Source organism: Bradyrhizobium sp., assembly GCF_035935975.1.
Classification (GTDB): Bacteria; Pseudomonadota; Alphaproteobacteria; order Rhizobiales; family Xanthobacteraceae; genus Bradyrhizobium.
In genome coordinates this window covers 239,587-264,967 of the sequence record NZ_DASYWN010000041.1, presented here as the reverse complement: position 1 = coordinate 264,967, position 25,381 = coordinate 239,587, and the positions used below count along the sequence as shown (strand labels likewise).

General features: G+C 65.1%; 23 protein-coding genes. 17 read left to right on the top strand and 6 right to left on the bottom strand.

Annotated elements, in window-relative coordinates; all coding sequences use genetic code 11:
- Positions 1–6 precede the first annotated feature (6 nt).
- The 13 genes from VGR99_RS24040 to VGR99_RS23980 all read left to right on the top strand — a co-directional run bounded on the left by VGR99_RS24040 (position 7) and on the right by VGR99_RS23980 (position 11,791).
- Complete coding sequence (locus tag VGR99_RS24040; protein WP_326901935.1) at positions 7–1,320, top strand: ABC transporter substrate-binding protein; 1,314 nt, start codon at positions 7–9, stop codon at positions 1,318–1,320.
- A 66-nt stretch (positions 1,321–1,386) separates the two neighbouring features.
- On the top strand, positions 1,387–2,334 hold the full coding sequence (locus tag VGR99_RS24035) for a sugar ABC transporter permease (protein WP_326901934.1): 948 nt from the start codon (positions 1,387–1,389) through the stop codon (positions 2,332–2,334).
- Between the two features lie 2 nt (positions 2,335–2,336).
- A complete protein-coding gene (locus tag VGR99_RS24030; protein WP_326901933.1) occupies positions 2,337–3,212 on the top strand; it encodes a carbohydrate ABC transporter permease in 876 nt (291 codons plus the stop codon).
- Positions 3,213–3,287: 75 nt separating this feature from the next.
- Positions 3,288–4,274: a D-erythronate dehydrogenase gene (gene denD, locus VGR99_RS24025; protein ID WP_326901930.1), complete on the top strand. Its 987-nt coding sequence runs from the start codon at positions 3,288–3,290 to the stop codon at positions 4,272–4,274.
- 29 nt (positions 4,275–4,303) lie between these two features.
- Positions 4,304–5,284, top strand: a complete 981-nt coding sequence (locus VGR99_RS24020; RefSeq protein ID WP_326901929.1) for a sugar kinase — start codon at positions 4,304–4,306, stop codon at positions 5,282–5,284.
- 18 nt (positions 5,285–5,302) lie between these two features.
- Positions 5,303–5,953, top strand: coding sequence for a bifunctional 4-hydroxy-2-oxoglutarate aldolase/2-dehydro-3-deoxy-phosphogluconate aldolase (gene eda, locus VGR99_RS24015; RefSeq protein WP_326901928.1), 651 nt, complete (start codon positions 5,303–5,305; stop codon positions 5,951–5,953).
- 59 nt (positions 5,954–6,012) lie between these two features.
- On the top strand, positions 6,013–7,182 hold the full coding sequence (locus VGR99_RS24010) for an acetyl-CoA acetyltransferase (RefSeq protein ID WP_326901927.1): 1,170 nt from the start codon (positions 6,013–6,015) through the stop codon (positions 7,180–7,182).
- A 123-nt stretch (positions 7,183–7,305) separates the two neighbouring features.
- A complete protein-coding gene (locus VGR99_RS24005; protein WP_326901926.1) occupies positions 7,306–7,512 on the top strand; it encodes a hypothetical protein in 207 nt (68 codons plus the stop codon).
- Between the two features lie 119 nt (positions 7,513–7,631).
- Positions 7,632–8,831 (top strand): CoA transferase, encoded by a 1,200-nt coding sequence (locus VGR99_RS24000; RefSeq protein ID WP_326901924.1) that lies wholly within the window; start codon positions 7,632–7,634, stop codon positions 8,829–8,831.
- 9 nt (positions 8,832–8,840) lie between these two features.
- On the top strand, positions 8,841–9,977 hold the full coding sequence (locus VGR99_RS23995; protein ID WP_326901922.1) for a thiolase family protein: 1,137 nt from the start codon (positions 8,841–8,843) through the stop codon (positions 9,975–9,977).
- Positions 9,974–10,333 (top strand): Zn-ribbon domain-containing OB-fold protein, encoded by a 360-nt coding sequence (locus VGR99_RS23990; protein WP_326901921.1) that lies wholly within the window; start codon positions 9,974–9,976, stop codon positions 10,331–10,333. The genes VGR99_RS23995 and VGR99_RS23990 overlap by 4 nt, the downstream gene beginning before the upstream one ends.
- Before the next feature lie 601 nt (positions 10,334–10,934).
- A complete protein-coding gene (locus VGR99_RS23985) occupies positions 10,935–11,462 on the top strand; it encodes a carboxymuconolactone decarboxylase family protein (RefSeq protein WP_326901920.1) in 528 nt (175 codons plus the stop codon).
- A gap of 26 nt (positions 11,463–11,488) precedes the next feature.
- A complete protein-coding gene (locus tag VGR99_RS23980; RefSeq protein WP_326901918.1) occupies positions 11,489–11,791 on the top strand; it encodes a nucleoside triphosphate pyrophosphohydrolase family protein in 303 nt (100 codons plus the stop codon).
- A 180-nt stretch (positions 11,792–11,971) separates the two neighbouring features.
- Here the strand turns inward: VGR99_RS23980 and glsA are convergent, their stop codons facing one another.
- The 4 genes from glsA to VGR99_RS23960 form a co-directional block, all read right to left on the bottom strand.
- Complete coding sequence (gene glsA, locus VGR99_RS23975) at positions 11,972–13,819, bottom strand: glutaminase A (protein ID WP_326901916.1); 1,848 nt, start codon at positions 13,817–13,819, stop codon at positions 11,972–11,974.
- A gap of 21 nt (positions 13,820–13,840) precedes the next feature.
- Positions 13,841–15,913 (bottom strand): TRAP transporter permease, encoded by a 2,073-nt coding sequence (locus tag VGR99_RS23970; protein WP_326901914.1) that lies wholly within the window; start codon positions 15,911–15,913, stop codon positions 13,841–13,843.
- Positions 15,914–15,949: 36 nt separating this feature from the next.
- A complete protein-coding gene (locus VGR99_RS23965; RefSeq protein WP_326901910.1) occupies positions 15,950–17,116 on the bottom strand; it encodes a TAXI family TRAP transporter solute-binding subunit in 1,167 nt (388 codons plus the stop codon).
- Between the two features lie 219 nt (positions 17,117–17,335).
- Positions 17,336–17,557 (bottom strand): biotin/lipoyl-containing protein, encoded by a 222-nt coding sequence (locus VGR99_RS23960; protein WP_326901909.1) that lies wholly within the window; start codon positions 17,555–17,557, stop codon positions 17,336–17,338.
- Positions 17,558–17,651: 94 nt separating this feature from the next.
- Between VGR99_RS23960 and VGR99_RS23955 the strand changes: the two genes are divergently transcribed.
- The 4 genes from VGR99_RS23955 to VGR99_RS23940 all read left to right on the top strand — a co-directional run bounded on the left by VGR99_RS23955 (position 17,652) and on the right by VGR99_RS23940 (position 22,470).
- Positions 17,652–18,626 (top strand): IclR family transcriptional regulator, encoded by a 975-nt coding sequence (locus tag VGR99_RS23955; RefSeq protein WP_326901908.1) that lies wholly within the window; start codon positions 17,652–17,654, stop codon positions 18,624–18,626.
- On the top strand, positions 18,556–20,115 hold the full coding sequence (locus tag VGR99_RS23950) for an acyl-CoA carboxylase subunit beta (protein WP_326901907.1): 1,560 nt from the start codon (positions 18,556–18,558) through the stop codon (positions 20,113–20,115). Before VGR99_RS23955 ends, VGR99_RS23950 begins: the two co-directional genes overlap by 71 nt.
- Positions 20,116–20,659: 544 nt before the next feature.
- Positions 20,660–21,187 (top strand): hypothetical protein, encoded by a 528-nt coding sequence (locus VGR99_RS23945; RefSeq protein ID WP_326901906.1) that lies wholly within the window; start codon positions 20,660–20,662, stop codon positions 21,185–21,187.
- 185 nt (positions 21,188–21,372) lie between these two features.
- Positions 21,373–22,470: an alpha/beta hydrolase gene (locus VGR99_RS23940; protein ID WP_326901905.1), complete on the top strand. Its 1,098-nt coding sequence runs from the start codon at positions 21,373–21,375 to the stop codon at positions 22,468–22,470.
- A gap of 17 nt (positions 22,471–22,487) precedes the next feature.
- Here the strand turns inward: VGR99_RS23940 and VGR99_RS23935 are convergent, their stop codons facing one another.
- Together VGR99_RS23935 and VGR99_RS23930 are read right to left on the bottom strand one after the other, a co-directional pair.
- Positions 22,488–23,120 (bottom strand): hypothetical protein, encoded by a 633-nt coding sequence (locus VGR99_RS23935; RefSeq protein ID WP_326901903.1) that lies wholly within the window; start codon positions 23,118–23,120, stop codon positions 22,488–22,490.
- Between the two features lie 8 nt (positions 23,121–23,128).
- The gene (locus tag VGR99_RS23930) at positions 23,129–25,381 is read right to left on the bottom strand and encodes a xanthine dehydrogenase family protein molybdopterin-binding subunit (RefSeq protein WP_326901901.1); all 2,253 of its coding nucleotides are present in this window, start codon (positions 25,379–25,381) and stop codon (positions 23,129–23,131) included.

Below are 25,381 nucleotides of genomic sequence, written 5' to 3'. Positions count from 1 at the left end.
AGAACGATGAGCAATTTCGACAGGCGAAGTGTGCTTAAAGCTGGCCTGGGCGGCGCCGCATTGCTGGCCGGCCCGGGCATCGTCCCGGTCCGGGCGGCGGAGTGGACCAACACGCCGGAGCCGAATGCGTCGATCCGCGTGCTGCGCTGGAAGCAGTTCATCCAGGCCGAGTTCGACAAGTTCGCCGAGCAGACCAAGAAGTTCTCCGAGAAGACCGGCGTCAAGGTCAAGCTCGAGGCCGAAAGCTGGGAAGACATCCGCCCGAAGGCGGCGGTCGCCGCCAATGTCGGCGCCGGTCCCGACCTCATCATCGGCACGCTCGATGATCCCCACAAATTTCCCGAGAAGCTGATCGACGTCACCGACGTCGCCGATTATCTCGGCGCCCAGTATGGCGGCTGGTATCCGGTCGCCGAGAAGTACGGCAAGAAGGGCGCTGGCTGGATCGCGATCCCGCAAGGCGCGACCGGCGGTTGCCTGAACTACCGCATCAGCCATGTGAAGGCCGCGGGCTTCGACGAATTCCCGAAGGACACCGCCGGCTTCCTCAAGCTGTGCCAGGCCCTGAAGAAGAACAACACGCCGGCCGGCTTCGCGCTCGGTCACGCCACGGGCGACGCCAATGGCTGGTGCCAGTGGGCGCTGTGGGCGTTCGGCGGCAAGGTCGTCAACGAGAAGAACGAGGTCGTGATCGACTCGCCCGAGACGGTCGCCGCGCTCGAATACGTCAAGCAGCTCTACGAGACCTTCATCCCCGGCGTGCTGTCGTGGAACGACTCGAACAACAACAAGGCGTTCCTCAACGGCGAACTCAGCCTGACCCTGAACGGCATCTCGATCTGGACGGTCGGCAAGACCTCGACCGATCCGAAGCAGCAGGAGATCGCAAAGGACATGAACCACGCGCCGATGCCGATCGGGCCCGTGGGCGTGTCGACCGAGCAGCAGAACGTGCTGGTCTACTACGGCTACAAGCACTCGAAGTATCCGAAGGCTGTCAAGGAATACATCAAGTTCATGATGGACAAGGAGAACTACGACGCCTGGGAGGTCGCTTCTAACGGCTACGTGTCTCCGCCGCTGCCGGCCTACAACGACAACCCGGTGTGGACGTCGGATCCGAAGATCACCCCGTATCGCGACTGCCTGAAGCGCTGCCGCGACAACGGCTTTGCCGGCGATCTCGGCTATGCCTCCGCCGCCGTAATGGGCGACTTCGTCGTCGTCGACATGTTCGCGGAAGCAGCCTCGGGCTCGGCGACGCCGAAACAGGCGGCCGCGCGCGCCGCCGAGCGCGCCAAGCGCTACTACCAGGTCTGATCAACTCCATCTGCGCGGCGTCCGGTTTGCCGGACGCCGTGACTCTTCTTCTGAGGGGAATCCGACATGGCAGTCTTGGCCGAGTCCGCTGTCGCGCAGGTCAACCGCAGCAGCCTGTGGACCAGAGCATTCGAAAGCCGGCATTTTCTCGGCGCGATGTTCATGGTGCCGGCAATCGCGATCCTGATCCTGTTTCTGGCGTACCCGTTGGCGCTGGGCTTCTGGCTCGGCATGACCGACACCAAGATCGGCGGGGTCGGGCGCTATATCGGCTTCCAGAACTTCGTCTCGCTGTCCAAGGACTCCGTGTTCTGGCTGTCGGTGTTCAACACCATTTTCTACACGGTGTTCGCGAGCATCGTGAAATTCGCCATCGGCCTTTATCTGGCGCTGCTGCTCAACGAGCGGCTGCCGTTCAAGTCGATGATCCGCGCCATCGTGCTGTTGCCCTTCGTGGTGCCGACGGTGCTCTCCGCGATCGCGTTCTGGTGGATCTACGACAGCCAGTTTTCGATCATCTCCTGGGTGCTGATCAAGGCCGGCCTGATCACGCGCTACATCGACTTCCTGGGCGATCCCTGGAACGCGCGCTGGTCGGTGGTCGCCGCCAACATCTGGCGCGGTGTGCCGTTCGTGGCGATCACGCTGCTGGCGGGCCTGCAGACCATCTCGCCCTCGCTCTATGAGGCCGCCAATCTCGACGGCGCCACCAACATGCAGCGCTTCCGCCACATCACGCTGCCGATGCTCTCGCCGATCATCGCGGTCGTGATGACGTTCTCGGTGCTGATGACCTTCACCGACTTCCAGCTGATCTACACCATCACGCGGGGCGGGCCGATCAATGCCACGCATCTGATGGCGACGCTGTCGTTCCAGCGCGCCATCACGGGCGGCAATCTCGGCGAGGGCGCGGCGATCTCGAACGCGATGATTCCATTCCTGGTCGCGGCGATCCTGCTCAGCTTCTTCGGGCTTCAGCGGTCCCGCTGGCAGCAGGGCGGGAGGGACTGACCATGACCACGATGGACGACCAAAGCGTCGGAATGGACTATCTCGAGAGCTTCCCGCGGAAGTTCCTGCGCGTCTATCTTCCGCTTCTGCTGATCATCTTCTTCCTGCTGTTCCCGTTCTACTGGATGGCGGTCGCGACGTTCAAGCCGGACGCGGAGATGTACGACTACGAGAAGTACAATCCGTTCTGGATCGTGAATCCGACGCTGGAGCACATCAAGAAGCTGTTCTTCGACACCGACTATCCGCTCTGGATGTGGAACACCGTGATCGTCTCGGTGTCCTCGACCTTCATCTCGCTGTTCGCCAGCGTCTGCGCCGCCTATGCGATCGAGCGTCTGCGCTACAAGGGCTCGCGCTATGTCGGCCTTGCGATCTTCCTCGGCTATCTCGTGCCGCCCTCGATCCTGTTCATTCCGCTGGCGGCGATCGTGTTCCAGCTCGGCCTGTTCGACGGCAATCTGGCGCTGATCCTGACCTATCCGACCTTCCTGATTCCGTTCTGCACCTGGCTGCTGATGGGCTATTTCCGCACCATTCCCTACGAGCTTGAGGAATGCGCACTGATCGACGGCGCGACGCGGCTCCAGATCCTGGTCAAGATCACGCTGCCGCTGTCGCTCCCTGGGGTGATCTCGGCCGGCATTTTCGCCTTCACGTTGTCCTGGAACGAGTTCATCTACGCGCTGACCTTCATCTCCTCCTCGGAGAACAAGACCATTCCGGTCGGCGCCATCACCGAGCTCGTCAACGGCGACGTCTACCATTGGGGCGCGCTGATGGCGGCGGCCCTGACCGGCTCGGTCCCCGTAGTTATCCTTTATTCCTTCTTCGTAGAGTACTATGTGTCGGCGATGACCGGCGCCGTGAAGGAATGATCGCGGGGCCTGCCTGAGAACGCGCCAATACGTCTCAAGAGCGGCGCGTTCCGGCCAATAAGAAGGAGTAGGCTCTTGCACATTCTGGTTCTGGGCGCCGCCGGCATGGTCGGCCGCAAATTGTGTGAACGTCTCTTGCGCGACGGCCGTCTCGGCAAGAGCGACATCACCAAATTGACCATGCATGACGTGGTCGAGCCCAAGAAGCCGGAAAAGGCCGGTTTTGCCGTCGAGACCGTGTTCGGCGATTTCGCCGTCCCCGGCGCCGCCGAGAAGCTGATCGCCGGCCGTCCCGACGTGATCTTCCATCTCGCCGCGATCGTCTCGGGCGAGGCCGAGCTCGATTTCGACAAGGGCTACCGCATCAACCTCGACGGCACGCGGATGCTGCTCGACGCCATCCGCCTGGTCGGTGGCGGCTACAAGCCGCGCGTGGTGTTCACGTCCTCGATCGCGGTGTTCGGCGCCCCGTTCCCGGATGCGATCGGCGACGAGTTCTTCCACACCCCGCTGCTCAGCTACGGCACCCAGAAGGCGATCGGCGAATTGCTGCTGGCGGACTATTCGCGCCGCGGCTTCCTGGACGGCATCGGCATCCGCCTGCCGACCATCTGCATCCGGCCGGGCCTGCCCAACAAGGCGGCATCGGGCTTCTTCTCCAACATCCTGCGCGAGCCGCTGGCCGGCAAGGAAGCGGTGCTCCCGGTCTCCGAGGACGTCCGCCACTGGCACGCCACGCCGCGCTCAGCGGTCGGCTTCCTGCTGCATGCCGGCACCATGGACCTCGCCAAGGTCGGTCCGCGCCGCAACCTGACCATGCCCGGTTTCTCGGCCACGGTCGGCGAGCAGATCGCGGCGCTCCGGCGCGTCGCCGGCGACAAGGTCGCCGCGCGCATCAAGCACGAGCTCGATCCGTTCATCGTCGGCATCGTCGGCGGCTGGCCGCGCAATTTCGAGGCGAAGCGGGCGCGCGAGCTCGGCTTCACCACCGAAGAGAAGACCTTCGACGACATCATCCGCATCCACATCGAAGACGAGCTGGGCGGCAACTTCGTCGCCTGACGTATCAGATGAACAGCGTGGATATGACGATGGCGAGCGTTGCTTGCATCGGTGAATGCATGGTCGAGCTCCGGCAGGCCCAAGGGGGACACTCCACCGGGCAATCTGCCGGGCAGGGCGGTGGGCTCTACTCGCGCGGCTTCGGCGGCGACACCCTCAACACGGCGGTGTACCTGGCGCGGCTGGAGGTCAAGGTCGACTATCTCACCGCGCTCGGTGACGACGCCCTGAGCGATGAGATGATCGCGGCCTGGAATGCCGAGAGCGTCGGCACGAGGCGGGTGGTGCGGCTGCCGGGCAAGCTGCCCGGCCTCTACATGATCCAGACCGATGCCAAGGGCGAGCGCCAGTTCTTCCACTGGCGCGATAGCGCGGCGGCGCGCCAGCTCATGAGCCTGCCGGAGACCGACGAGCTGCTCAACTCGCTGATGAGCTACGACATCGTCTATCTCTCCGCGATCACGCTCTCGATCTACGATGCGGCCGGGCGCGAGCGCCTGTTCGCGGCGATCAAGCGCGCGCGCCTGCTCGGCACGCGTTTCGTGTTCGACACCAACTTCCGCGCCCGCGGCTGGCCGGATCGCGATGTCGCGCGCGAGGTGTTCGCGGCGGCTTTCGCTGCCGCCGACATTGTGCTGACCTCGACCGAGGATCTGCTCGCGCTCTATCCCGGCGAGAGCCGTGAGCAATTGATGGCGCGGATCCCGACGCCCGAGTTGGTGTTCCGGCTGGCCGAGCCGGTCAGCCTGCTGCGCTTTCCCGGAGCTACCTACGAGGTCCGCGCTGAACCAATGACCAAGCCTGTGGTTGATACCACCGCGGCCGGCGACAGCTTCGCCGCGGCCTATATCGCCGCCCGGCTCACGGGGGCCGATCCGATCGAGGCGGCCCAGGCCGGGCACCGTCTCGCCAGCCTCGTGATCTGCTATCCCGGCGCCATCATTCCGGGCTATGCCATGCCGCCGAAGAAGCGGCACAGGCCAGCGCCCACGCGTCAAGCGACCAAGTGAAACGAAAAGATCCTCAAGATGCCCACTGCCGCCCAACAGAACCACCTCGTCGCGCTCTTCAAGGCCGCGACCGTCATCCCGGTCCTCACCATCGAGCGGATCCAGGACGCCGTGCCGCTGGCGCGTGCGCTGGTCGCCGGCGGCGTCCGCACGCTGGAGGTGACCATGCGCACCCCCGTTGCGCTGGAGGCGGCGCGGGCGATGATGGCCGAAGTCCCCGAGGCGGTCATCGGCATCGGCACGATCCTCAATCCGGCCGACTTTACCCGTGTCGAGAAGCTCGGCGTCGCGTTCGGCATCAGCCCGGGCCTGACCCCCGATCTCCTCGCGGCCGCCGCCCATAGCTCCCTGCCGTTCGCGCCGGGCATCGCCACCGCCTCCGAACTGATGCTGGCGCTGTCGCACGGCTTCGACGTCGCAAAGTTCTTCCCGGCCGAGCAGGCCGGCGGCATCAAGGGCCTGCGCGCCCTCGGCGGGCCGTTCCCGAACGTGCGGTTCTGCCCGACCGGCGGCGTGGGCGAGGCCAATGCGGCGACCTGGCTGGCCGAGCCCAACGTGGTCGCGGTCGGCGGTTCCTGGCTGTGCCCGACGGCGGAGATCAGGGCCGGGAACTGGGCCGGCATAACTGCCATCTGCCAGCGCACCCTCCAGGCCCTTAAACCTGCGTGAAGTCTTGCCATCCCTGGGCTAAGACTTAGGTCAGGAAGAGACTCCAGGGAGAAAAGACCATGACCGCCAGCATCGTCGGATGGGCGCATACGCCGTTCGGCAAGTTCGACACCGAAACCGTCGAAAGCCTCGTCACCCGCGTCGCCAACGAGGCGCTGGCCGATGCCGGCATTTCCGCCTCCGACGTCGACGAGATCGTGCTCGGCCATTTCAACGCCGGCTTCTCGCAGCAGGATTTTACCGCCTCGCTGGTGCTCCAGGCCGACCCGAAGCTGCGCTTCAAGCCGGCGACCCGCGTCGAGAATGCCTGCGCCACGGGATCTGCCGCCGTCCACCAGGGCCTGCGCGCGATCGCCGCAGGGGCCGCCAAGGTCGTCCTGGTCGTCGGCGTCGAGCAGATGACCCGTACCCCGGGCCCGGAGATCGGCAAGAACCTGCTCAAGGCGTCCTACCTGCCCGAGGACGGCGACACCGTCGGCGGCTTTGCCGGCGTGTTCGGCAAGATCGCCAGCTCCTATTTCCAGAAATACGGCGACCAGTCCGATGCGCTGGCGCTGATCGCGGCCAAGAACCACAAGAACGGCGTCGCCAATCCCTTCGCCCAGATGCGCAAGGATTTCGGCTTCGATTTCTGCCGCGCCGAGAGCGAGAAGAACCCTTATGTGGCCGGCCCGCTCAAGCGCACCGACTGCTCGCTGGTGTCCGACGGCGCCGCCGCGCTGGTCTTGGCCGATGCCGAGACCGCCAAGGGCATGAGCAAGTCGATCGGCTTCCGCGCCACCGCGCACGCCCAGGACTTCCTGCCGATGTCCAAGCGCGACATCCTCCAGTTTGAGGGCTGTACGGTCGCCTGGCAGCGCGCCCTGGCGCAGGCCGGCATCACGCTCAACGATCTCTCCTTCGTCGAGACCCATGACTGCTTCACGGTCGCCGAACTGATCGAGTACGAAGCGATGGGCCTGACGCCGAAGGGGCAGGGCGCCCGCGCCATCAAGGAAGGCTGGACGCTCAAGGACGGCAAGCTGCCGGTCAATCCGTCCGGCGGGCTGAAGGCCAAGGGCCACCCGATCGGCGCCACCGGCGTCTCCATGCACGTGATGACCGCGATGCAGCTCGCCGGCCAGGCGCCCGAGGGCATGCAGCTCAAGAACGCCAAGCTGGGCGGAATCTTCAACATGGGCGGCGCGGCGGTCGCCAATTACGTCTCCGTCCTGGAGCCGCTGAAGTAAGCCTTCGCAGGGTGGGTAAGGGCGCGAAAGCGCCGCGCCCACCAATTTCCTTGCGATAGATCATGGTGGGCACGCTTCGGTTTGCCCACCTTATCGCTCCTGATTGATTTGCGGAAAAGCATCATGAGCAACGCCTACGAAGATTCACTCTCCCTCGACGCACTCAACGATCGTATCGCGATCCTCGAGGACAATATCCGTCAGCTCATCGAGCAGGCCGCGGCCGCTTCGGGCGAGCAGAACGAGTCGCGCATCGCCGACCGTATCAACCAGCAGAACGACGAGCTCGACCGTCTCATCAAGATCCGCGAATCCCGCCAGAAGAAATAGCAGCCGCAGCGCCGCGCATGCGGCCATACGCCGGCCGCCCTTGCGCGCGCGGCGCCGCTGCCTTTAGCTGGACCGAAATCGCGGAGCCGCGTTGAGCCCGCGCAATCGGGAGCGAACGAATGGGGCCGCTGAAGGGCATCAAGGTCGTCGACATGACCACCGTGCTGATGGGGCCCTATGCGACCCAGATGCTCGGCGATTACGGCGCCGACGTGATCAAGGTCGAATCGCTCGACGGCGACGTCACCCGCCTGATCGGCCCGATGCGGCACACCGGCATGGGCCCGGTGTTCCTCAACACCAACCGCAGCAAACGCTCGATCTGCCTCGACCTGAAGAAGCCCGCCGGCCGTGACGCCGTGCTGCGGCTTCTCAAGGACGCCGACGTGCTCGTCTACAACGTCCGCCCGCAGGCAATGGCGCGGCTTCAGCTCGGCTACGACGTCGTCTCCGCCATCAACCCGCGCCTCGTCTATGCCGGCGTGTTCGGCTTCGGCCAGGACGGGCCCTATGCCGCCAAGCCCGCCTATGACGATCTGATCCAGGGCGCCACCGCGCTGCCCGCGCTGATGGCGCAGACAGGCGATGGCGTGCCGCGCTACGTGCCTAACGCCCTGGTCGACCGCATCGTCGGCCTCACCGCGGTCGGTGCGATCTGCGCCAGCCTGGTGCATCGCGACCGCACCGGCCGCGGCCAGCGCGTCGACATCCCGATGTTCGAGACCATGGCCGGCTTCGTCATGGGCGACCACATGGGCGGGCTCACCTATGAGCCGCCGCTCGACAAGGGGGGCTATGCGCGCCACCTCTCGCGCGACCGCAGGCCGTACAAGACCTCGGACGGCTATCTCAGCGTCATCGTCTACAACGACAAGCAGTGGGAGAATTTCTTCAAGGCGACGGGCCGCGACGACCTGCGCGCCGATCCCAAATTCGCGACCTTCGCCGGCCGCGCCTCCAATATCGACGTCGTCTACGCCGAGCTCGCCCGCATCTTCGAGACCCGCACCACGGCCGAGTGGATCGACCTGCTCACCAAGGCCGACGTGCCGGTGATGCCGATGCACGACCTCGCCTCGATCCTGCACGACGAGCATCTCGAAGCGACGAACTTCTTCCCGGTCGTGAACCATCCGACCGAGGGCCCGATCCGCAGCATGAAGGTGACGGCGAACTGGTCGGAAACCGGGGCCGAGCCTGCGCGGCTGGCGCCGCGGCTGAACGAGCACGGCGCGGAGATTTTGCGTGAGATCGGCTACTCCCCGGACGAGATCGCCGCCCTGGTCCGCGACGGCGTCACGCGCTCGGCGCCGGAGTAGGGAGGCAACATGAGCTTCATCACCGGCGTCGGCCTCACGCCCTACGGCAAGCACGAAGGCTCGTCCTCCCTCGACCTGATGAGCAAGGCTGCCCAGCTCGCGCTCGACGATGCCGGCCTCAAGCGCGCCGAGATCGACGGCATCCTCTGCGGCTACTCCACCGTCTCGCCGCACATCATGCTCGCGACCGTCTTCGCCGAGCACTTTGGCATCCGCCCGTCCTACGCCCACGCCGTGCAGGTCGGCGGCGCCACGGGCCTTGCGATGACGATGCTCGCCCATCACCTCGTGGAGGCAGGCGTCTGCCGCAACGTGCTCGTGGTTGCCGGCGAGAACCGTCTCACCGGGCAGAGCCGCGACGCCTCGATCCAGGCGCTGGCGCAGGTCGGCCATCCCGACTACGAGGTGCCGCTCGGGCCGACCATTCCCGCCTATTACGGCCTCGTCGCCACGCGCTACATGCACGAATACGGCGTGACCGAACAAGATCTCGCCGAATTCGCGGTGCTGATGCGCGCCCATGCCTGCACCCATCCCGGCGCGCAATTCCACGATCCCATCACGGTCGCCGACGTCATGGCCTCGAAGCCTGTGGCGATGCCGTTGAAACTGCTCGACTGCTGCCCGGTGTCGGACGGCGGCGCCGCTTTCGTCATCAGCCGGGAGCAGACCGGCGAGGCGGGCGTGCGCATCCGCGGCTGCGCCCAGGCGCACACCCATCAGCATGTCACGGCAGCACCGGCGCTCAGCGAGCTCGGCGCCGAGATCTCCATCGCCCGCGCCAGGGAGGCCACGGGCCTTGCGATCTCCGACGTGCGCTACGCCGCGATCTACGACAGTTTTACGATCACGCTCGCGATGCTGCTGGAAGACCTCGGCCTTGCCGGCCGCGGCGAGGCGGCCGCGCGCGTCCGCGCCGGCCATTTCGGCCGCGACGGCGCCATGCCGCTCAACACCCATGGCGGCCTGCTCAGCTACGGCCATTGCGGCGTCGGCGGCGCCATGGCGCATCTGGTCGAGGCGCATTTGCAAATGACGGGGCGGGCGGCTAGCCGCCAGGTACGCGACGCCTCGATCGCGCTCTTGCACGGCGACGGCGGCGTGCTGTCGTCCCATGTCAGCATGTTTCTGGAGCGGGTGCGATGAGTGAGCGGCTGGCCGACTGGACCAAGGGCGAAGAGGCCATCACCTACCAGACCTGCGCCGCCTGCGGGCACGTCCAGTATTTCCACCGCGCCTTCTGCGCGGCGTGCGGAGCGTCAGATCTGCGCGCGGCGCGCGCCAGCGGCAAGGGCAGGGTCTATGCGACCTCCCTGGTCTGCCGCGCCGCCTCGCCCGAAACGCGCGCGCACGTGCCTTACAACATCCTGCTGGTCGATTGCGCCGAGGGTTTTCGGATGATGGCGCACGGCGAGAATGATCTCGCCATCGGCGATTCCGTGATCGCGGGCTTCAAGCCGTTTGCCGGAAAGCTCGCGCCGTTCTTCGCCAAGGAGAAATAGTTGGATGGTCACCCGTAGCCCGGATGGAGCGCAGCGAAATCCGGGGTTTTCACCTCGCGGACGGATTTTCCCGGATTGCGCTGCGCTCCATCCGGGCTACGGCAACCAAGGGAGGGATTCGTCATTCGGGGGCGGTCCTAAGGACCGAACCTGGAACGGGAATTCTGGGTCTGGCTTGTGCGAGGGCCACCCCGGAATGACGAAAACTCCGATACGCTTAACTCAACTCACTCAACGCCCGTAGAACAGGATGCTGGCGATGACGAGCATCGCCGTCACCGCCAGCATATGCGCGAGCGCTCCCGAGGCCGCCCCCTTGGTGGCTTCCTTCATGCCTTTTTCTCCCTAGACTTGGGCGTGACTCATCGTTGCGCATTTGATGCGCAAAGACGGCCAATTGTTTTTACTCGGAACACCCCTTGCGAGTATTCGCCGTGATTTGTCCCCACGCGGCGAATATCGACTGTGCCAAGGTCGATCAGCAATGCGGCGGCATTTTGACTCGATGTTGTTGCTCCTGCGTCCGCTCGCAATTAGAGTTTGAGGGAACTGCCGCCGATAACGACAACAAGCATCAAAGGCTCAAGGAAAATCCGAGATCATGGCCCGCATCAACTACAGCGATCCGATTGGGGCGTCCGACCGTACCCGCGAAATCCTCGACAAGAACCGCCACGCCAACATCTTCCGCATGATGGCGCATTCGCCGAGCTATTTTGAGCAGTATTGCCGCCTCGGCGGCGCCATCCGCCACAAGGGCGAGCTCGACCCGGTCGTGCGCGAGCTCGCGATCACGCGCACCGGCATTCTGTGCCAGGCGCCCTACGAGATCGTCGCACACAAGCGGATCGGCAAGAATGTCGGCGTCACCGACGAGCAGAACGAGGCGCTCGAGAACTGGCAGGCTGCGACCTGCTTCAACGAGGTGCAGCGCGCCGCGCTCGCCTTCACCGACGAGATCGTGAAGCTGAACAAGCCGACGGATGCGACCTTCAAGGCGATCGCCTCGAAGCTGACGCCGGCCGCGCTGGTCGAGCTGCAGCTCTCGGTCGGCTTCTACATCATGACGTCGAAGTTCCTGGAGACGTTCGAGATCGATCTCCAGCCCGTCACCGAAGTGGTGGGCTGATCCAAAGCTTATTGCGAGGGATGCTCATGACGATCGACGAATACGCGGCCTGGGCCGCAACCATTGCGAAAGTCGATGAGCGTCCCTCCAACGAGCGCCTGTCCTATCTCGGGCTCGGCCTTGCCGGTGAAGCCGGCGAGGTCGCCGAGCACATCAAGAAGCTGCTGCGCGACGACTGGCTCGACAAGGCGGGTCTGGTCGAAGAGCTCGGCGATGTCATCTACTACTGGGCCTGCCTGTGCGCCGCGACCGGCCAACAGCCGTCCGAATTGCTGAAGGCCAGCGCCGCCAAGATCAAGCGGCGGATCAGCGAGGCGGCGAGCCGCTGAAGCATGAGGCCTGCTGACAGTCCCCGCAGCGTCATGGCCGGGCTTGTCCCGGCCATCCACGCCTTGCCATGCAGCACCGAGAACGTGGATGCCCGGGCCTTCGCCTCGCCGAAGCGGCTTCGGCCGCGCAGGCGGGACAAGCCCGGGCATGACGACCTCATGTGAATGAATGTCGACGGCTCACGTCGACGTCAGAATATCGACCTTGGCATTGGCGACGATCAGGCGATCGGCCAGCAACTGCGCGAGGTTGCGCATGACGCGCTCGCTGGCGCGCGGGTGCTGCTTGCGGAAGCGCTCGAAATCCTTCAGTTGCACCTCGAACGCGGTCGCGGCCATGTCCGAGAACACGTCGGCCGAACGCGTCGGCTCCAGCAGCGCCATCTCGCCGAAGGCCATGCCGGCGGTGAGCGTTGCCAGCCGCACCCCGTCGGGCAGGGTGACGTGCACCGCGCCGCTGCGCAGGAAGAACAGGGAGGAGGCCGGGTCGCCCGTCGTGATGATCCTCTCACCGGACTGATAGGTCCTGATCGTGCAGATCGAGGCGAGGTCGGTCAGCTCCTCCTCACTCATGCCGGCCAGCAGCGGCTGTTCGGCAAGCTCGGTGGTCTCGTGGAAATCGATCGAGCCGCCATAGCGATAGACAATCTGGTCTTCGGCCCATTCGATCGCGGTGTCGAGCAGGTAGAAATCGCGGACGTTCTTCAGCTCCGCGGTCCACTCCCGCAACGTGTCCCATTCCCTGGAGGCGCGGCGGACGCCGGAGATCACGACGGTGACGTTCAGCGCCGCCAGCTCCGCGAACGCCTCGGCCACGAGGCGCGCGCCGGCGCGCGTCGTCGAGGTGACACGGTGCAGATCGAAGATCACGATTTGCGGCCGCGGCCGCCCCGCGAGCCGGCGCGAGACGTAGTCGACTGCCGATAGCGACAGCGTACCGACCAGCTCGATGATCCGCACCTCCTGCTCATGCGCGGCCAGGATCTCGCGCTCCTGCGGCCGGCGCACGCGCCGCGACGGGCTTTTGCCGATGTCGTAGTCCGCAATGACCGCGTTGCGCGCATCGTCGCTGCGGTTGAGCATGTGCAGATCGTAATGCGATGACAGGGCCTCGCAGACCTTGATGCCGCGCACGCTGTTGCCGTGCTTGTCGAGCTTCGGCGAATAGCTGCCGAGCCCGAGCCGGGCAGGCAGCGCGGCCAGGATGCCGCCGCCGACGCCGCTCTTGGCGGGAATGCCGATCCGGTAGATCCATTCGCCGGCATAGTCGTACATGCCCGAGGACGTCATCACCGACAGCGTGCGCGAGATCGCGTAAGCGCTCAGCACCTGCTCGCCCGTCACCGGGTTGACGCCGCGATTGGCGAGCGTCGCCGCCATCACCGCGATGTCGCGCGCGGTGACCAGCACCGCGCATTGCCGGAAATAGACGTCGAGCACGCCGGCGACATTGTCCGAGATCACCGCATTGGTCTTGAGCAGATAGCCGATCGCGCGGTTGCGGTCGCCGGTCTGGCTCTCCGACGTATAGACCGCTTCGTCCACGGCGAGGTCGCGCCCGGCAAAGCGGCTGAGCGCAAGGCGGATCTGCTCGAAGGCCTCAGGACCCTTGCTGTCGTAGATCAGCCCGGTGCAGGCGATCGCGCCCGCATTGACCATCGGGTTGAACGGATGATTCTCGGAATTGAGCCGGATCGAGTTGAAGGGATCGCCTGATGGTTCGACGCCGATCGCGCTCTCGACCTTGGCTGCGCCGAGCAGGTCCAGCGCCAGCGCGAACACGAACGGCTTCGACATCGACTGGATGGTGAACGGCACCTGGCTGTCGCCGACCTCATAGACATGGCCGTCCAGCGTCGCGAGGCTGATGCCAAAATAGGCAGGGTCGGCCTTGCTCAGTTCAGGGATGTAGTCGGCGACGTGGCCCGAGGTCTCGGCCGAGAATTCGTTGAGGCAATTGCCCAGAAACCGCAGCAGGGGCGGCTTCGAGCGGGTCCAGGCGGAGGCGAGCGGCGAGAGCGGTGTCATCCGCTCTCTTGTGCAACGCAATCAGGGGGCGCGCAACCCGTCAGGGATGATGGACTGCCGCCGGACCAAAAGCAGGGCAATCAAAACCGTGGGTACGAGGATGGCAAGGCCGAGCAGCGTCACCTGCATTTGCGACAGTGGCATGATCCCGCCGCCGGGTGTGGCCACCACGAAGCCGCCGATCACCAGCAGCACCCGGATCGGCCATTCCAGCGCGCCGGTCCCGCGGAGATCGCCGACGAACGGCTGATAGCCCTGGATGCCGCCGCAGATGAAGAGCGTGCCGAATGCGGCCATGCCCATCAGGCCGAGGCCCGCGAGATAGGGGCTCGGTCCCTGCAGCACCAGCGCCGGGTTGAGCACGAAGAAGAACGGGATGAAATAGATGATGCTGCCGACCCACATCGATTCCCAGCCCGTCTTCATCGCCGGCGAGCCGGCAATGCCGGCGGCGGCAAAGGACGCGATCGCGACCGGTGGTGTGATCGACGACAGCATGCCCCAGTAGAAGATGAACATGTGCACGGCGATCTTGTTCAGCCCGAGCTTTTCCAGCGCGGGCGCGACCAGGATGGCGAGGAAGATGTAGCAGGCCGTCGTCGTCAGCCCCAGGCCGAGGATCAGGCTGGTGAGGGCGCACATGCCGAGCAGCAGGAAGGGATTGTCGCCGGCAATATGCAGGAGGTCGTTGGCAAGGCTCGAGACCACGCCGGTCATCGAGAACGCGCCGATCAGCAGGCCGCAGCCGGCGAGGATACCGACCAGCTCGACGAAAGTGCGTCCGTTGACCTCGAGGAATTTTCCGATCGTCGCCAGCGTCCAGCGCGTGTCCTTGGAGAAGAACTGGTTGAGCACCAGCAGCAGCGCGGTCGCATAGAACGGTGCGTGGCTCTCCCGCTTGAAGTAGAGCAGCATCACGATCAGCAGCGCGATCACGAAGACGTAGTACCAGCCGTCCTTGATCGTATCCATGATCCGCGGCAGCTCGGCGCGCGGGATTCCCTTCAGCCCGTGACGGGCCGCATAGGCGTCGACCTGCATGAACAGGCCGATGTAATAGAGCGTCGCCGGAATGATCGCGGCGACCGCGACGTCGGCGTAGCTGACATTGAGGAATTGCGCGATCACGAAGGCGGTCGCGCCCATCACCGGCGGCGCCAGCACCGCGCCGGTCGAGGCGCAGGCCTCGATCGCGCCGGCATAGGAGGCGCGAAAGCCGCTCTTCTTCATGACGGGGATGGTCATGGTGCCGGCGGTGAGCACGTTGGAGATGATCGAGCCGGACATCATGCCGAGCAGGCCGCTGGCGAAAATGCAGACCTTCGCGGCGCCGCCGCGGAAGGTACCGCACAGCGCGAAAGCGAGGTTGATGAAGAATTTTCCGGCGCCGGTCATCATCAGCGCGGTACCGAACACCAGGAAGCCGATCACGGTGTCGGCGAAGGCCTGGATCGGAATGCCGAGCAGGCTCTCGCCCGAGAGCACGTGATAGGCGGTCGCCTGTTCCAGGGTGGACTGCGTGCCGCGGAACGGACCGAGCCAGCTCGCTTCCGCGAACAGCGGATAGACGGTGAAGGGGAGCACGCTGAGCAGCAGGCTCCAGCCGCCGGTGCGGCGCAGGGCCTCCATCAGCATCACCCACATCACGAGGCCCGCGGCGATCACGCCGTTCGGCGCGCCGCCGAACTCCCAGCCGGCCTCGGCCGCCTTGCGCACGTTCGACATCAACAGCAGCGCGGCAGCGATGGTCGCGACGAAGAAGACGAGGTCGTACCAGGGAATACGGTCGAGCGGTGCGCGTTCGCTTCCCGGGAAGATCAGGAAGGTGAACGGCAGCATCAGGGCGATCAGGAGATAGAAATACTCCGTGTTGAGCTGGGTGTAGCCGATGAAGAAGCGCAGCGAGAATTGCTGGTTGATGCAGAGAAAGATCGTTGCCGCGGTCGCGGCCACCAGCGTCCAGCGCCAGGCGCCGCGAAGCGTGCGGACGCGCGTCACCTCCGCCTCTTGCATGTTGCCGGCGGCGCCGTGCGGATCGTCGAACACGACCCGCTTGGCGTCGCTCTCGGGGCCGGTGGAGACTGTAGCAGACATGATCGACCCCGCGCGTGGGCTGGTAACCGCTGTGGATTAGTCCTCGAACCCGTTCGGCATGTTGGCCTTCGCTAGCGCAGCCGCGCGGGCCTTCATCCAGCCGTCGAGGAACGCCTTGTCATCCGCCGGCGGGTTGGACTTGCCGTACTCCGTCCACGCCGCGCCGAGCACTTCCTGACGCTTGAACAGCTTGTTGTTGTGCGCGTCCTGCGCGTCAGACCATTGCCCGGCTTCTTTCAAAGCCTTCACCGCGCCGGGATGCACCGGCACCACCCAGTTCTTGGTCTGGCGGTCGGCGGCGAGGCCGCCGGCGCCGGGCGCGGAGTCCTTGTAGGCGTCGTAATTGACGATCATCGCCTTGGTCATCGCATAGACCTGGTCGGGTGCTTGCGAGGCATAAGTGACGAAGATCGGGTAGGGGTAGTTGCCGAGCTCGATCGGTTTCTCGGGCGTGATGCCGGCGCCGCAGGTCGCAAGCTGCGGGAAGAAGAACGAGCCGACCTTCTGCATCCGCGCCCAGCCTTCCTTGTCGCCCGCGGGCAGCGGCGGCCAGATCAGGCCGCGCGGCGAGGTCTCGGCTTCCTTGGCAGGGCCGGTGATGGTGGTGCCGAACGCAGCATCGGTGTCGTTGTTGACGAGGCCCTTCCACATCGCGCCGTAGCTGGCGAACTCGACGACCTTGACGTCCTTCTGCGTCAGCCCGGCGAAGGCGAGCACGGCGAGCGAGTTCTGGTTCAGCGCGGGCGAGCCGACGACGAAGCCGACGCGCTTGCCTTTCAAGTCTTTCAGATCTTTCACACCGCTATCTGCTGCGACGCCAAGCGAACCGCAATTGCAATCGACCGTCGAGAGCATGATCTGGAGCGGCTGTGGTCCCCATTCCTTCGCGCCGAACTCGAACACGCCTTCCTGCGCGAAATAGGTACCCGATCCCATCGCGGACGAGGCCGCACGCTTGGCACGCAGCGGCGCAAGCCGTGCGACGTCGTTGCCCGCGGGCAGCACGCGCACATCGGTGCCGAACTTGTCCTTCATCATCTTGCCGACGCCGACTGCGATGTTGAAGCCGGCGGTGCCGGTGTCATAGGCGGTGAACGTCAATGTCGCCGGCAGCTTGACGTCCTCGGCGACGGCATAGCGTGTAGACGCAAAAGAAATGCCCGCAACCAAGGCAGGCGCGAGCATGACCAGCCCACGAAGCATGTTTCCCTCCAATGATCCTCGCTTTGCCGCGAAGATTTTCGTTCTTTGTTTGAAACAAAGATTTGTTTGAAACTGATCATGTCATCGCCATCAAGCGATGGCAACGCCGTACCGTGAGCGCAGGAAGCAGGCAGCAGACAGATTGTCGCGCGCCCAAGCGGGCGTCTCGAAGGATGGCCACACGAAGATTGCGCAACCAAGGCTGCTATTCATGCGCATTCAGTTCGCGACGATCGCGATCGCCTGTCCTTCGGCAACGATGTCGTCGAGCTTGACGAGAAGCGATGTGATCGTGCCGTTCGCGGGCGAGGGCACGGGTATCTCCATCTTCATCGCTTCGACGACCACAACGTCGTCGCCATCGGCAACGGTTCCTCCAACTTGCACGGGAGTTGAGCAGATGCGACCCGCGACCTCCGTGACGATCTTAATTTCTGGCATGCCATCGCCTTTTTGTTGTCGTCGCAAAATGCCTGAGGTAGCTTCGTCTGCAAGTGGAATTTAATTCCGCACAGCGGAACAAACGGTAGGGAACATGGGACGACGTTCGGAGCGGTTGAGTAGGCAAGGTGCGCTCGCTGGTGAATCCGGTGAGGGTGATGTCATCCAGGTGGTGTCGCGCGCGTTCGACGTGTTGCGATGCTTCGAGGGCCACGATAGCAGGCTCGGCAATCTCGAGATTTCGAATCGCTGCGGCCTGCCGCGCTCGACCGTGTCGCGTCTCACGCACACGCTGACGCGCATGGGCCAGCTGGTCTATCTGCCGCGCGATCAGAAATATCGCATCGGCCCGAGCGCGGTCGCAATGAGCGCCTCGATGATGAAGGGCGCGCAGCTGCGCAGCATGATCCGGCAGCGGCTGCAGGAGGTCGCCGAGCAGCTTCCCGGCACCGTCGGCTTCGTCGTGCCCGATCGCTTCCATCTCGTCTATCTGCAGTTCGCGCGGTCGGCGACCGCGCTTGGCCTGCACGAGGGCACCGGCAGTCGCATCTCGATGGCTTCGACGGCGGCAGGCGCGGCCTACACCGCGGCGCTGTCGCCCGAATTCGGCGATGCCTTCATCGCGGACATGGAGCGCGAAGCGCCCGAAGCCGTAAAGATCCTCAGGCCCCGCATCGAGGCCAACCGGCAGTCGCTGCGCGAGCGCGGCTATGTCGTGGCCTGCGGCCTGTGGAGCCCGCACATCAACGGGCTCGCGGTGCCGATCTGGTCGCCGCAGTACCAGACCTTCGTCGTCATCACGATCGGTCTGTTGTCGGCGATGTATGACGAAGAGCGTCTGCATGCCGAGGTCGCGCCGCTGATGCTCGCGCTCGGCCGCTCTCTCGGTAGCCTGATGGAGGGCGCGGAAGGCGACGTCTTCAACAACCGCATCTCGCGCAAACCGGTCGCAATGGCCGTGCACAACAATAACAAGCCGATCAATTCGGAGGGAGTGAATGAACTGGAAGCCGGAACTCGACGAGCTCGCCCGGCGCGAAGCCTTCGCGCGGGAGATGGGCGGCGTTGACAAGGTCAAGCGACAGCATGACCAGGGCCGGCTGACTGTTCGGGAGCGTATCGACAAGCTGATCGACAAAGGCAGCTTTCACGAAATCGGTGCCGTCTCCGGCATCGGTGAGTACGATACCAGCGGCGAGTTGCAGAAATTGACGCCGGCGAACTGCGTGTTCGGCCGCGCGCGCGTCGACGGCCGCACCGTCGTCGTGGTCGGTGACGATTTCACCGTGCGCGGCGGCTCGGCCGATGCGTCGATCTCCGCCAAACCGCTGATGGCGGAAGAGATGGCGCACGACTTCCGTCTGCCGATCGTCCGCATCATCGAAGGCTCCGGCGGCGGCGGCTCGGTCAAGACCATCGAGACCAAGGGGGCGGCGAATCTGCCGGGCGGTATCGGCGGCACCCGCTGGTATCGCTTCACGACCGAGAACCTGTCGCGGGTGCCGGTGGTCGCGCTCGGTCTCGGCTCGGTCGCAGGGCTCGGTGCCGCGCGTCTCGCGGCCAGCCATTATTCGATCATGACCCGCAAGTCCGCGATGTTCGTCGCGGGACCGCCGGTGGTGAAGGCGCTCGGGCAGGACCTCTCGAAGGAAGAGCTCGGCGGCGCCGATATCCAGACCCGCGCCGGCGCGGTCGATCATGCCGTCGACACGGAAGAGGAGGCGTTCGCCTGCGCGCGGCGTTTTCTGTCCTATCTGCCGTCGTCGGTCTACGAGCTGCCGCCGACCTTGCCTTGCGCCGACAGTCCGGAGCGGACCGAGGACGCGCTGATGAACGCGGTGCCGCGCAACCGCAAGCAGGTCTACAAGATCCGGCCGATCATCGACGCGGTCGTCGACAAGGGCTCGTTCTTCGAGGTGGCCAAGAACTTTGGCAAGCCGATCATCGTCGGTCTGGCGCGGCTCGAGGGCAGGGCGGTGATGGTGCTCGCCAGCGACAGTTTTCATTACGGCGGCTCGTGGACGGCTGATGCGTGCCAGAAGGTGGTTCGCTGGGTGGACTTCGCCGAAACCTTCCATCTGCCGATCGTCTATCTCATGGACTGCCCGGGTTTCATGATCGGCCTCGATGCCGAGAAGGCGGCGACCATCCGCCACGGCGTCCGCGCCATGGCCGCGGTGAACCAGACCACGGTGCCCTGGTGCACCGTGATCCTGCGCAACGCCTTCGGCGTCGCCGGCGTCGTGCATCAGCCGGCCGACCGCTTCTCGATCCGCTACGCCTGGCCGTCGGCCTATTGGGGCTCGCTGCCGCTCGAAGGCGGCATCGAGGCCGCCTACCGCGCCGACATCGACGCTGCCGAGGACAAGGCTTCGAAGCTGAAGGAGATCGAAGAGCGCCTCAACAAGCTGCGCTCGCCGTTCCGCTCGGCCGAGAAATTCTGGGTCGAGGAGATCATCGATCCCCGCAAGACGCGCTCGCTTTTGTGCGAGTTCGCAAGGCTGGCTGAGCCGCTGCGGAAAGCAGGGCCGCCGGAGAACATGACGATCAGACCGTAGACTCTCCTCGTCAGACTCTCCTCGTCATTGCGAGGAGCCACCCGGTCCGGCCTTCGGCCGGCCGATGATAAACTCCGCGACGAAGCAATCCAGACTGTTTCTGCGGAGGCAGTCTGGATTGCTTCGCTTCGCTCGCAATGACGGAGTGTGGGGTGGCGGCATTCGCTTCTCTCGTGTCCCGGACGCGGTGCGGCACGCAGTGACGCTCCGCAGAGCCGGGACCCAGGAAGCCACGCCCACCGCTTCAACATGGGCCCCGGCTCTGCAGCGCATCACCATAGCGCGTCGAAGACGCGCGTAAACGCGCTCTTGGTGCTGCGCAGCGTCCGGGGCACGAGACCGGAGTTGGGCGCAAGCTGCATCAACGCCGTCATTGCTCCTCGCAATGACGGTTGTCGTGCGCCGCGATTGCGCGCGAAAGGAGGTTAACTCGCGTTAACCCCGCCTTAAGTCAGCCATTTTCCGCCGCCCTTCAGGCGCATTTCAGCCAAACCAATATTTCTCTCTCGTCGCGGGGCAGGGTCCTCCCATTTTGGAGTCCTGCATGATCAAGCAAGTTGTTTCTGCATGTCTGTTCGTCGCTGCCGGCTCCGTTGCCGTGGAAGCGAGGCCCTACCGCACGCTTCAAGCCCGCGAATGCAACATCACCATGCCCTGCGATTTCTCCTATGCGCAGCCGCGCCGGGAGCGCGCTCCCCGGCAGTCATTGCAAGCCTATCGCACGACCCGAATGACGGTGGGCAACACCGCCACCACGATCGTCGCGTCCGGCGAGCGCGTCATCGGCGGCCGTCCGGCCGGCTGCCCGTCGTCCTTCTGCGGCTGTGGTGCGGCGATCCGCGTGTTCGGCCATGTCGTGCCGGAATTGAATCTCGCCTCCAACTGGCTGCGCTTCCCGCGCACCGCGCCGGCGCCGGGCATGGTTGCGGCGCGCCGCGGCCACGTCTTCGTTCTGGAGCAGCATCTCGCCGGCGACATGTGGATGGCATACGACGCCAATTCGGGCGGTCACGCCACGCGCATGCATGCGCGCTCGCTGCGGGGCTACACCATCGTCAACCCGCGCGGCTGATGCCAAAACGGTCCGGCGGCGACGGCCGCTCGCCGGACCGGAGCATTGATCTGGATCAATCGGGACTTTTTGCAGCTTACTTTGCTGCTGGATGCACCCGCCGCCGCGCCGAAATCGAGGCCGGCCAGATTTGATCAACTGCCAAACTGCTCCGGAGATTTGGGTGTGTGCCGGGAGGAGAGGGGATGCATCTACGGGGCCGGACCGTCGCTTCGCTGCGCGCTGCAGCCGCCGTGCTGACGCTGTTGATCTGCTGCTCCTGCACGATGCGGCCCTTGCAGGGCGTGCTGGTGCCGAGCAGCGAGGCCGTCGAGGCGACCTCGCAGGTTCCGATCCTGATCGGCACGACGCGCGCGCGGTCCGGCAGCGACCCCGGCGAGATGTTCAGCCGCGAGCCGTCCACCGAGATGGCGTTCGCCCAGGTGACGGTCTCGATTCCGCCGGATGCCGCGCGCGCCGCCGGTGAAATCCAATGGCCGGTCACGCCGCCCGGCGACCCGCGCCGGGATTTCGTGACCACGTCCGCCGAGACTCTCGATCGCTCCGCCTTTAACGCTGCGCTCGCCAGCGCGGCCAAGGCCAGGCACCGCAACAAGGCGATGATCTTCGTTCACGGCTTCAACAACCGTTTCGATGACGCAGTGTATCGCTACGCCCAGTTCGTTCATGACGGCCGGTTGCCCGTCATTCACGTGCTGTTTTCATGGCCGTCGCAGGGCGCGGGAAACCTCGGCTCCTACGAGTACGACCGCAAGGTCGCGGTGCAATCGGGCGCATCGCTGGTCGAGCTCGTGGACCTCGTGAACGCCAATCCTGCCATCAGGGAGATCACGCTGGTCTGCCATTCCATGGGCTGCCTGGTCACGTTCAATGCGCTGCGCGTGCGAACGTCGCGCGGCGGAACGGTGTCGAAGCTGAAGAATGTTGCGCTCGTCGCGCCCGACATCGGATTTGACGAGTTCATCGGCGCGGTCAGCGCGCTGGGCCCCAAGCGCCCGCGCATCGGCCTGTTTCTGTCACAGGACGATGTCGCGCTCAAGATCTCGAAATCGCTCGCGGGAGGGACGAGCCGCCTCGGCGACATCAATCCGGACGAGGAGCCGTACAAGAGCGCGCTGGCGCAGCAGAAGATCCAGGTGTTCGACCTCACGCAGCTCGGCGGCGATGACGCGCACTCGAGAGCCTTTGGCGAGGTCGACTCCGTCATGGCGATGCTGAAGCGGCGACTCGCCCAGGGCCAGCAGCTCGGGGAGGACGCCTCGCGGACGGCCTCCGCGAGATGACGCTCGCGGCAACAGCGTCAATTCGGGCAGGGCTGTCCCGCAGCTCCCCACAGCGCTACGTCCTTGACGTGCTCCTCGAAGCTCCCCGGCGGTGTCGAGCGGCCCGCGCCGGGCGCCCATCCGCGCGGGATGAAGCCGTTCAGCGATGCATCATGCCGGAGGTGCTCGACGAGGCCGGCGGCGTCGCGCCCGCCGTTGCGCTTGGGATCCTTCATCTGTGCGCAGATCTCGGCGCCGCTCTTGCCGAACCAGATGAACTCGACCGGCGCAAGCTGCCAGTCGATGCCGGCGCGCGGCGGCGCCGGTGCCGGCTCATTGGCCTGGGTGGATGTCATGTGGCAGGTCGAGCAGGGAATGGCTTCGGCGCCGATCCGGCTTTCGCCACCGTGGATGTTCATGCCGTGCACGCGCGGCTTGGTTTCGCCGGCCGGCGTCCAGATCGGGATCGCCTTGGCGTCGACATGGCAGTTGGCGCAGCGCGGATGCGTCACCACAGCCTCGATCCGCTTCCAGGCCTCCAACCCCTCGGTGCGGCTGACGCTGCCCGGCGGCAGCACGCCCTTGGCCGGCTCGTCCTTGGCGACGACGATGCCCGTGAGGGCTGCGATGGAGCAGGCCGCGAAGACGACCGCGATCAGAGATCTCTTCATGGCGTGCCTCAGACGAAATCGATGAACTTGTTGAAGGGCATTTCGCGGATGCGCTTGCCGGTCGCGGCGAAGATCGCATTCGCGAGCGCAGGCGCTGCGGGCGGAACGGGCGGCTCTCCGACGCCTCTCACTTTTGGATCATTCTCCAGCCCGCGAACCTCGATGACGGGGCATTGGTAGATCCGCATCGCCTCGTGGTGATTGTAGTTGGTTTGCTGCACCGCGCCCTTGGCGTAGGTCAGCTCGCAATTGATGGCGTGGCCGAGCCCCCAGATCACGCCGCCCTGCACCTGGTTCTCGAAATTGACGGGATCGACGACCTTGCCGACATCGACCGCGATCCACACCTTGTCGATCCGGATGCCTCGATCCGTCATCGAGACTTCGACGACTTCGGCCGTCGGCGTCCCGAACGACTCGACGAAGGCGACGCCGCGCCCGCGGCCGTTGCCGAGCGGTCCCTTCCAGTCCGACATCTCCGCGACCGTCTCCAGCACCTTGCGATAGTGCGGCACGTTGCACATCGCGATGCGCGCCTTCATGGGATCGAGCCCGGCGGCATGGATCAGCTCGTCGATGAAGCTCTCGGTGAAGAAGCCAGATGTCGAGGCGCCGACCGATCGCCACGTCGTGCTCGGCGACAGTCCCTGCGCCTCGTAGCTCGTGCCCCGGAAGTTGGGGATGTCGTAATAGACATTCCACAGGCCGGCGGCCAATTGCCCGTCGGGATCCTTCGAGGGCGTGCCCGAACGCTCGAGCAGCCCCTTGAGCGGCGTGGTCGAGGCCAGTTGCAGATCGGCGGCGACGATCTTGCCGTTGTCGACGCTGCCGCGGTGCCGGGCGATCGCAATCTGCCTGGGAATATCCTGGAGGAAATCCTCCTCGCGCGAGAACACCAGCTTGATCGGCGTTCCCTTCATCTGATTGGCGATCTCGGCGAGAACGCGGACGTTCTCGTATTCGAGACGGTGGCCGAAACTTCCACCGGTCCACTGGTTGTGGAAGGTGACCTGCTCCCGCTTGAGGCCGATCGCGGTTGCCGCGACATATTGCACGAAGCGCGGGCTCTGGTGACCGACCCAGATCTCCATCCCCGTGTCGGTGACGAGGCCGATCCCGTTCAGCGGCTCGAGCGGCTGATGCGCCACGTAAGGCGCGCGATATTCGGCCTCGACGAGCTTGCCCGTCTTCAGCCCGGCCTCGATATCGCCGATCTTCCGCCACTCCTTGCCGAGGAATTCGGGCTTGAACGAGGATTCCAGCACCTTCCAATGATCGGCCTGCTCGGCGGGATAGGCCGAGGGCGCCCACTCGCAGATGATGGCGTCGACCGCCTTCATCGCGTACCAGCTGTTGGTCGCGATCACGGCGACGCCATTCTTGATTTCGAGGACCTTCTTGACCCCCGGCATCGTGCGCGCCTTGCTGGCGTCGTAGGATTTCAGCGGCTGGCCCTTGCCGGGGTTCAGCTTGACGGAGGCGTACAGCATGCCGTCCGTTTTCAGGTCGATGCCGAATTTCAGCTCGCCCAGGACCTTCTCGCGAATGTCGAGACGCGTCATCGGCTTGCCCAGCATGCGCCATGTCTTCGGGTCGCGCGGCTTGGCATCGAGCACCGGCGGAATCTTTGCAGCATCGGCGGAGAGATCGACATAGGCGATCTCAGTGCCGTTGGGCAGGATCACATGTCCTGACTGCGTGCGCAGCTCAGCCACAGCGACGCCCGACCGCTTGGCGGCGGCGGCCTTCAGCGTCTCGCGTGCGACCGCGCCGGCAACGCGCAGCTTCTCATAGGTGTCCGGCAGCGTGCTCGAGCCGCCGGTCATCTGCAGGCCGGCCTGTCTCAGCCATTCGAGCGTCTTGGCGCGCGCTTCCTCGGCGGCCGGACTTTGGTCCGCGGCGACGAACGGCGCGAACTCGTCGGCGAAGCCGGTGTTGAAATAGGCGGGGCTCGGGCCTGCGAACCGGATCTCGAACTGGCCGGGATCGAGGTCCATCTCCTCGGCGATCATGATCGGCTGGATCGAGCCGACGCCCTGGCCGATATCGGCGTGCTGCGCGATCAGCGTGATCTTGTCCGGACTGATCTCGACCCAGGGATTGAAGGTGACGGAGTTCGGCCCGAGGCCGGCGGTCAGCGGATTGTCACCGGCAGTGGTGGCGGCTTCAGCCGGGCCAAAGGCGCCGAAAGCGATGCCGCCGGCGATCGCGGCGGAGCCGAAAACGAAAGCGCGGCGTGAGAGATTCTGCATGTGGCCCAT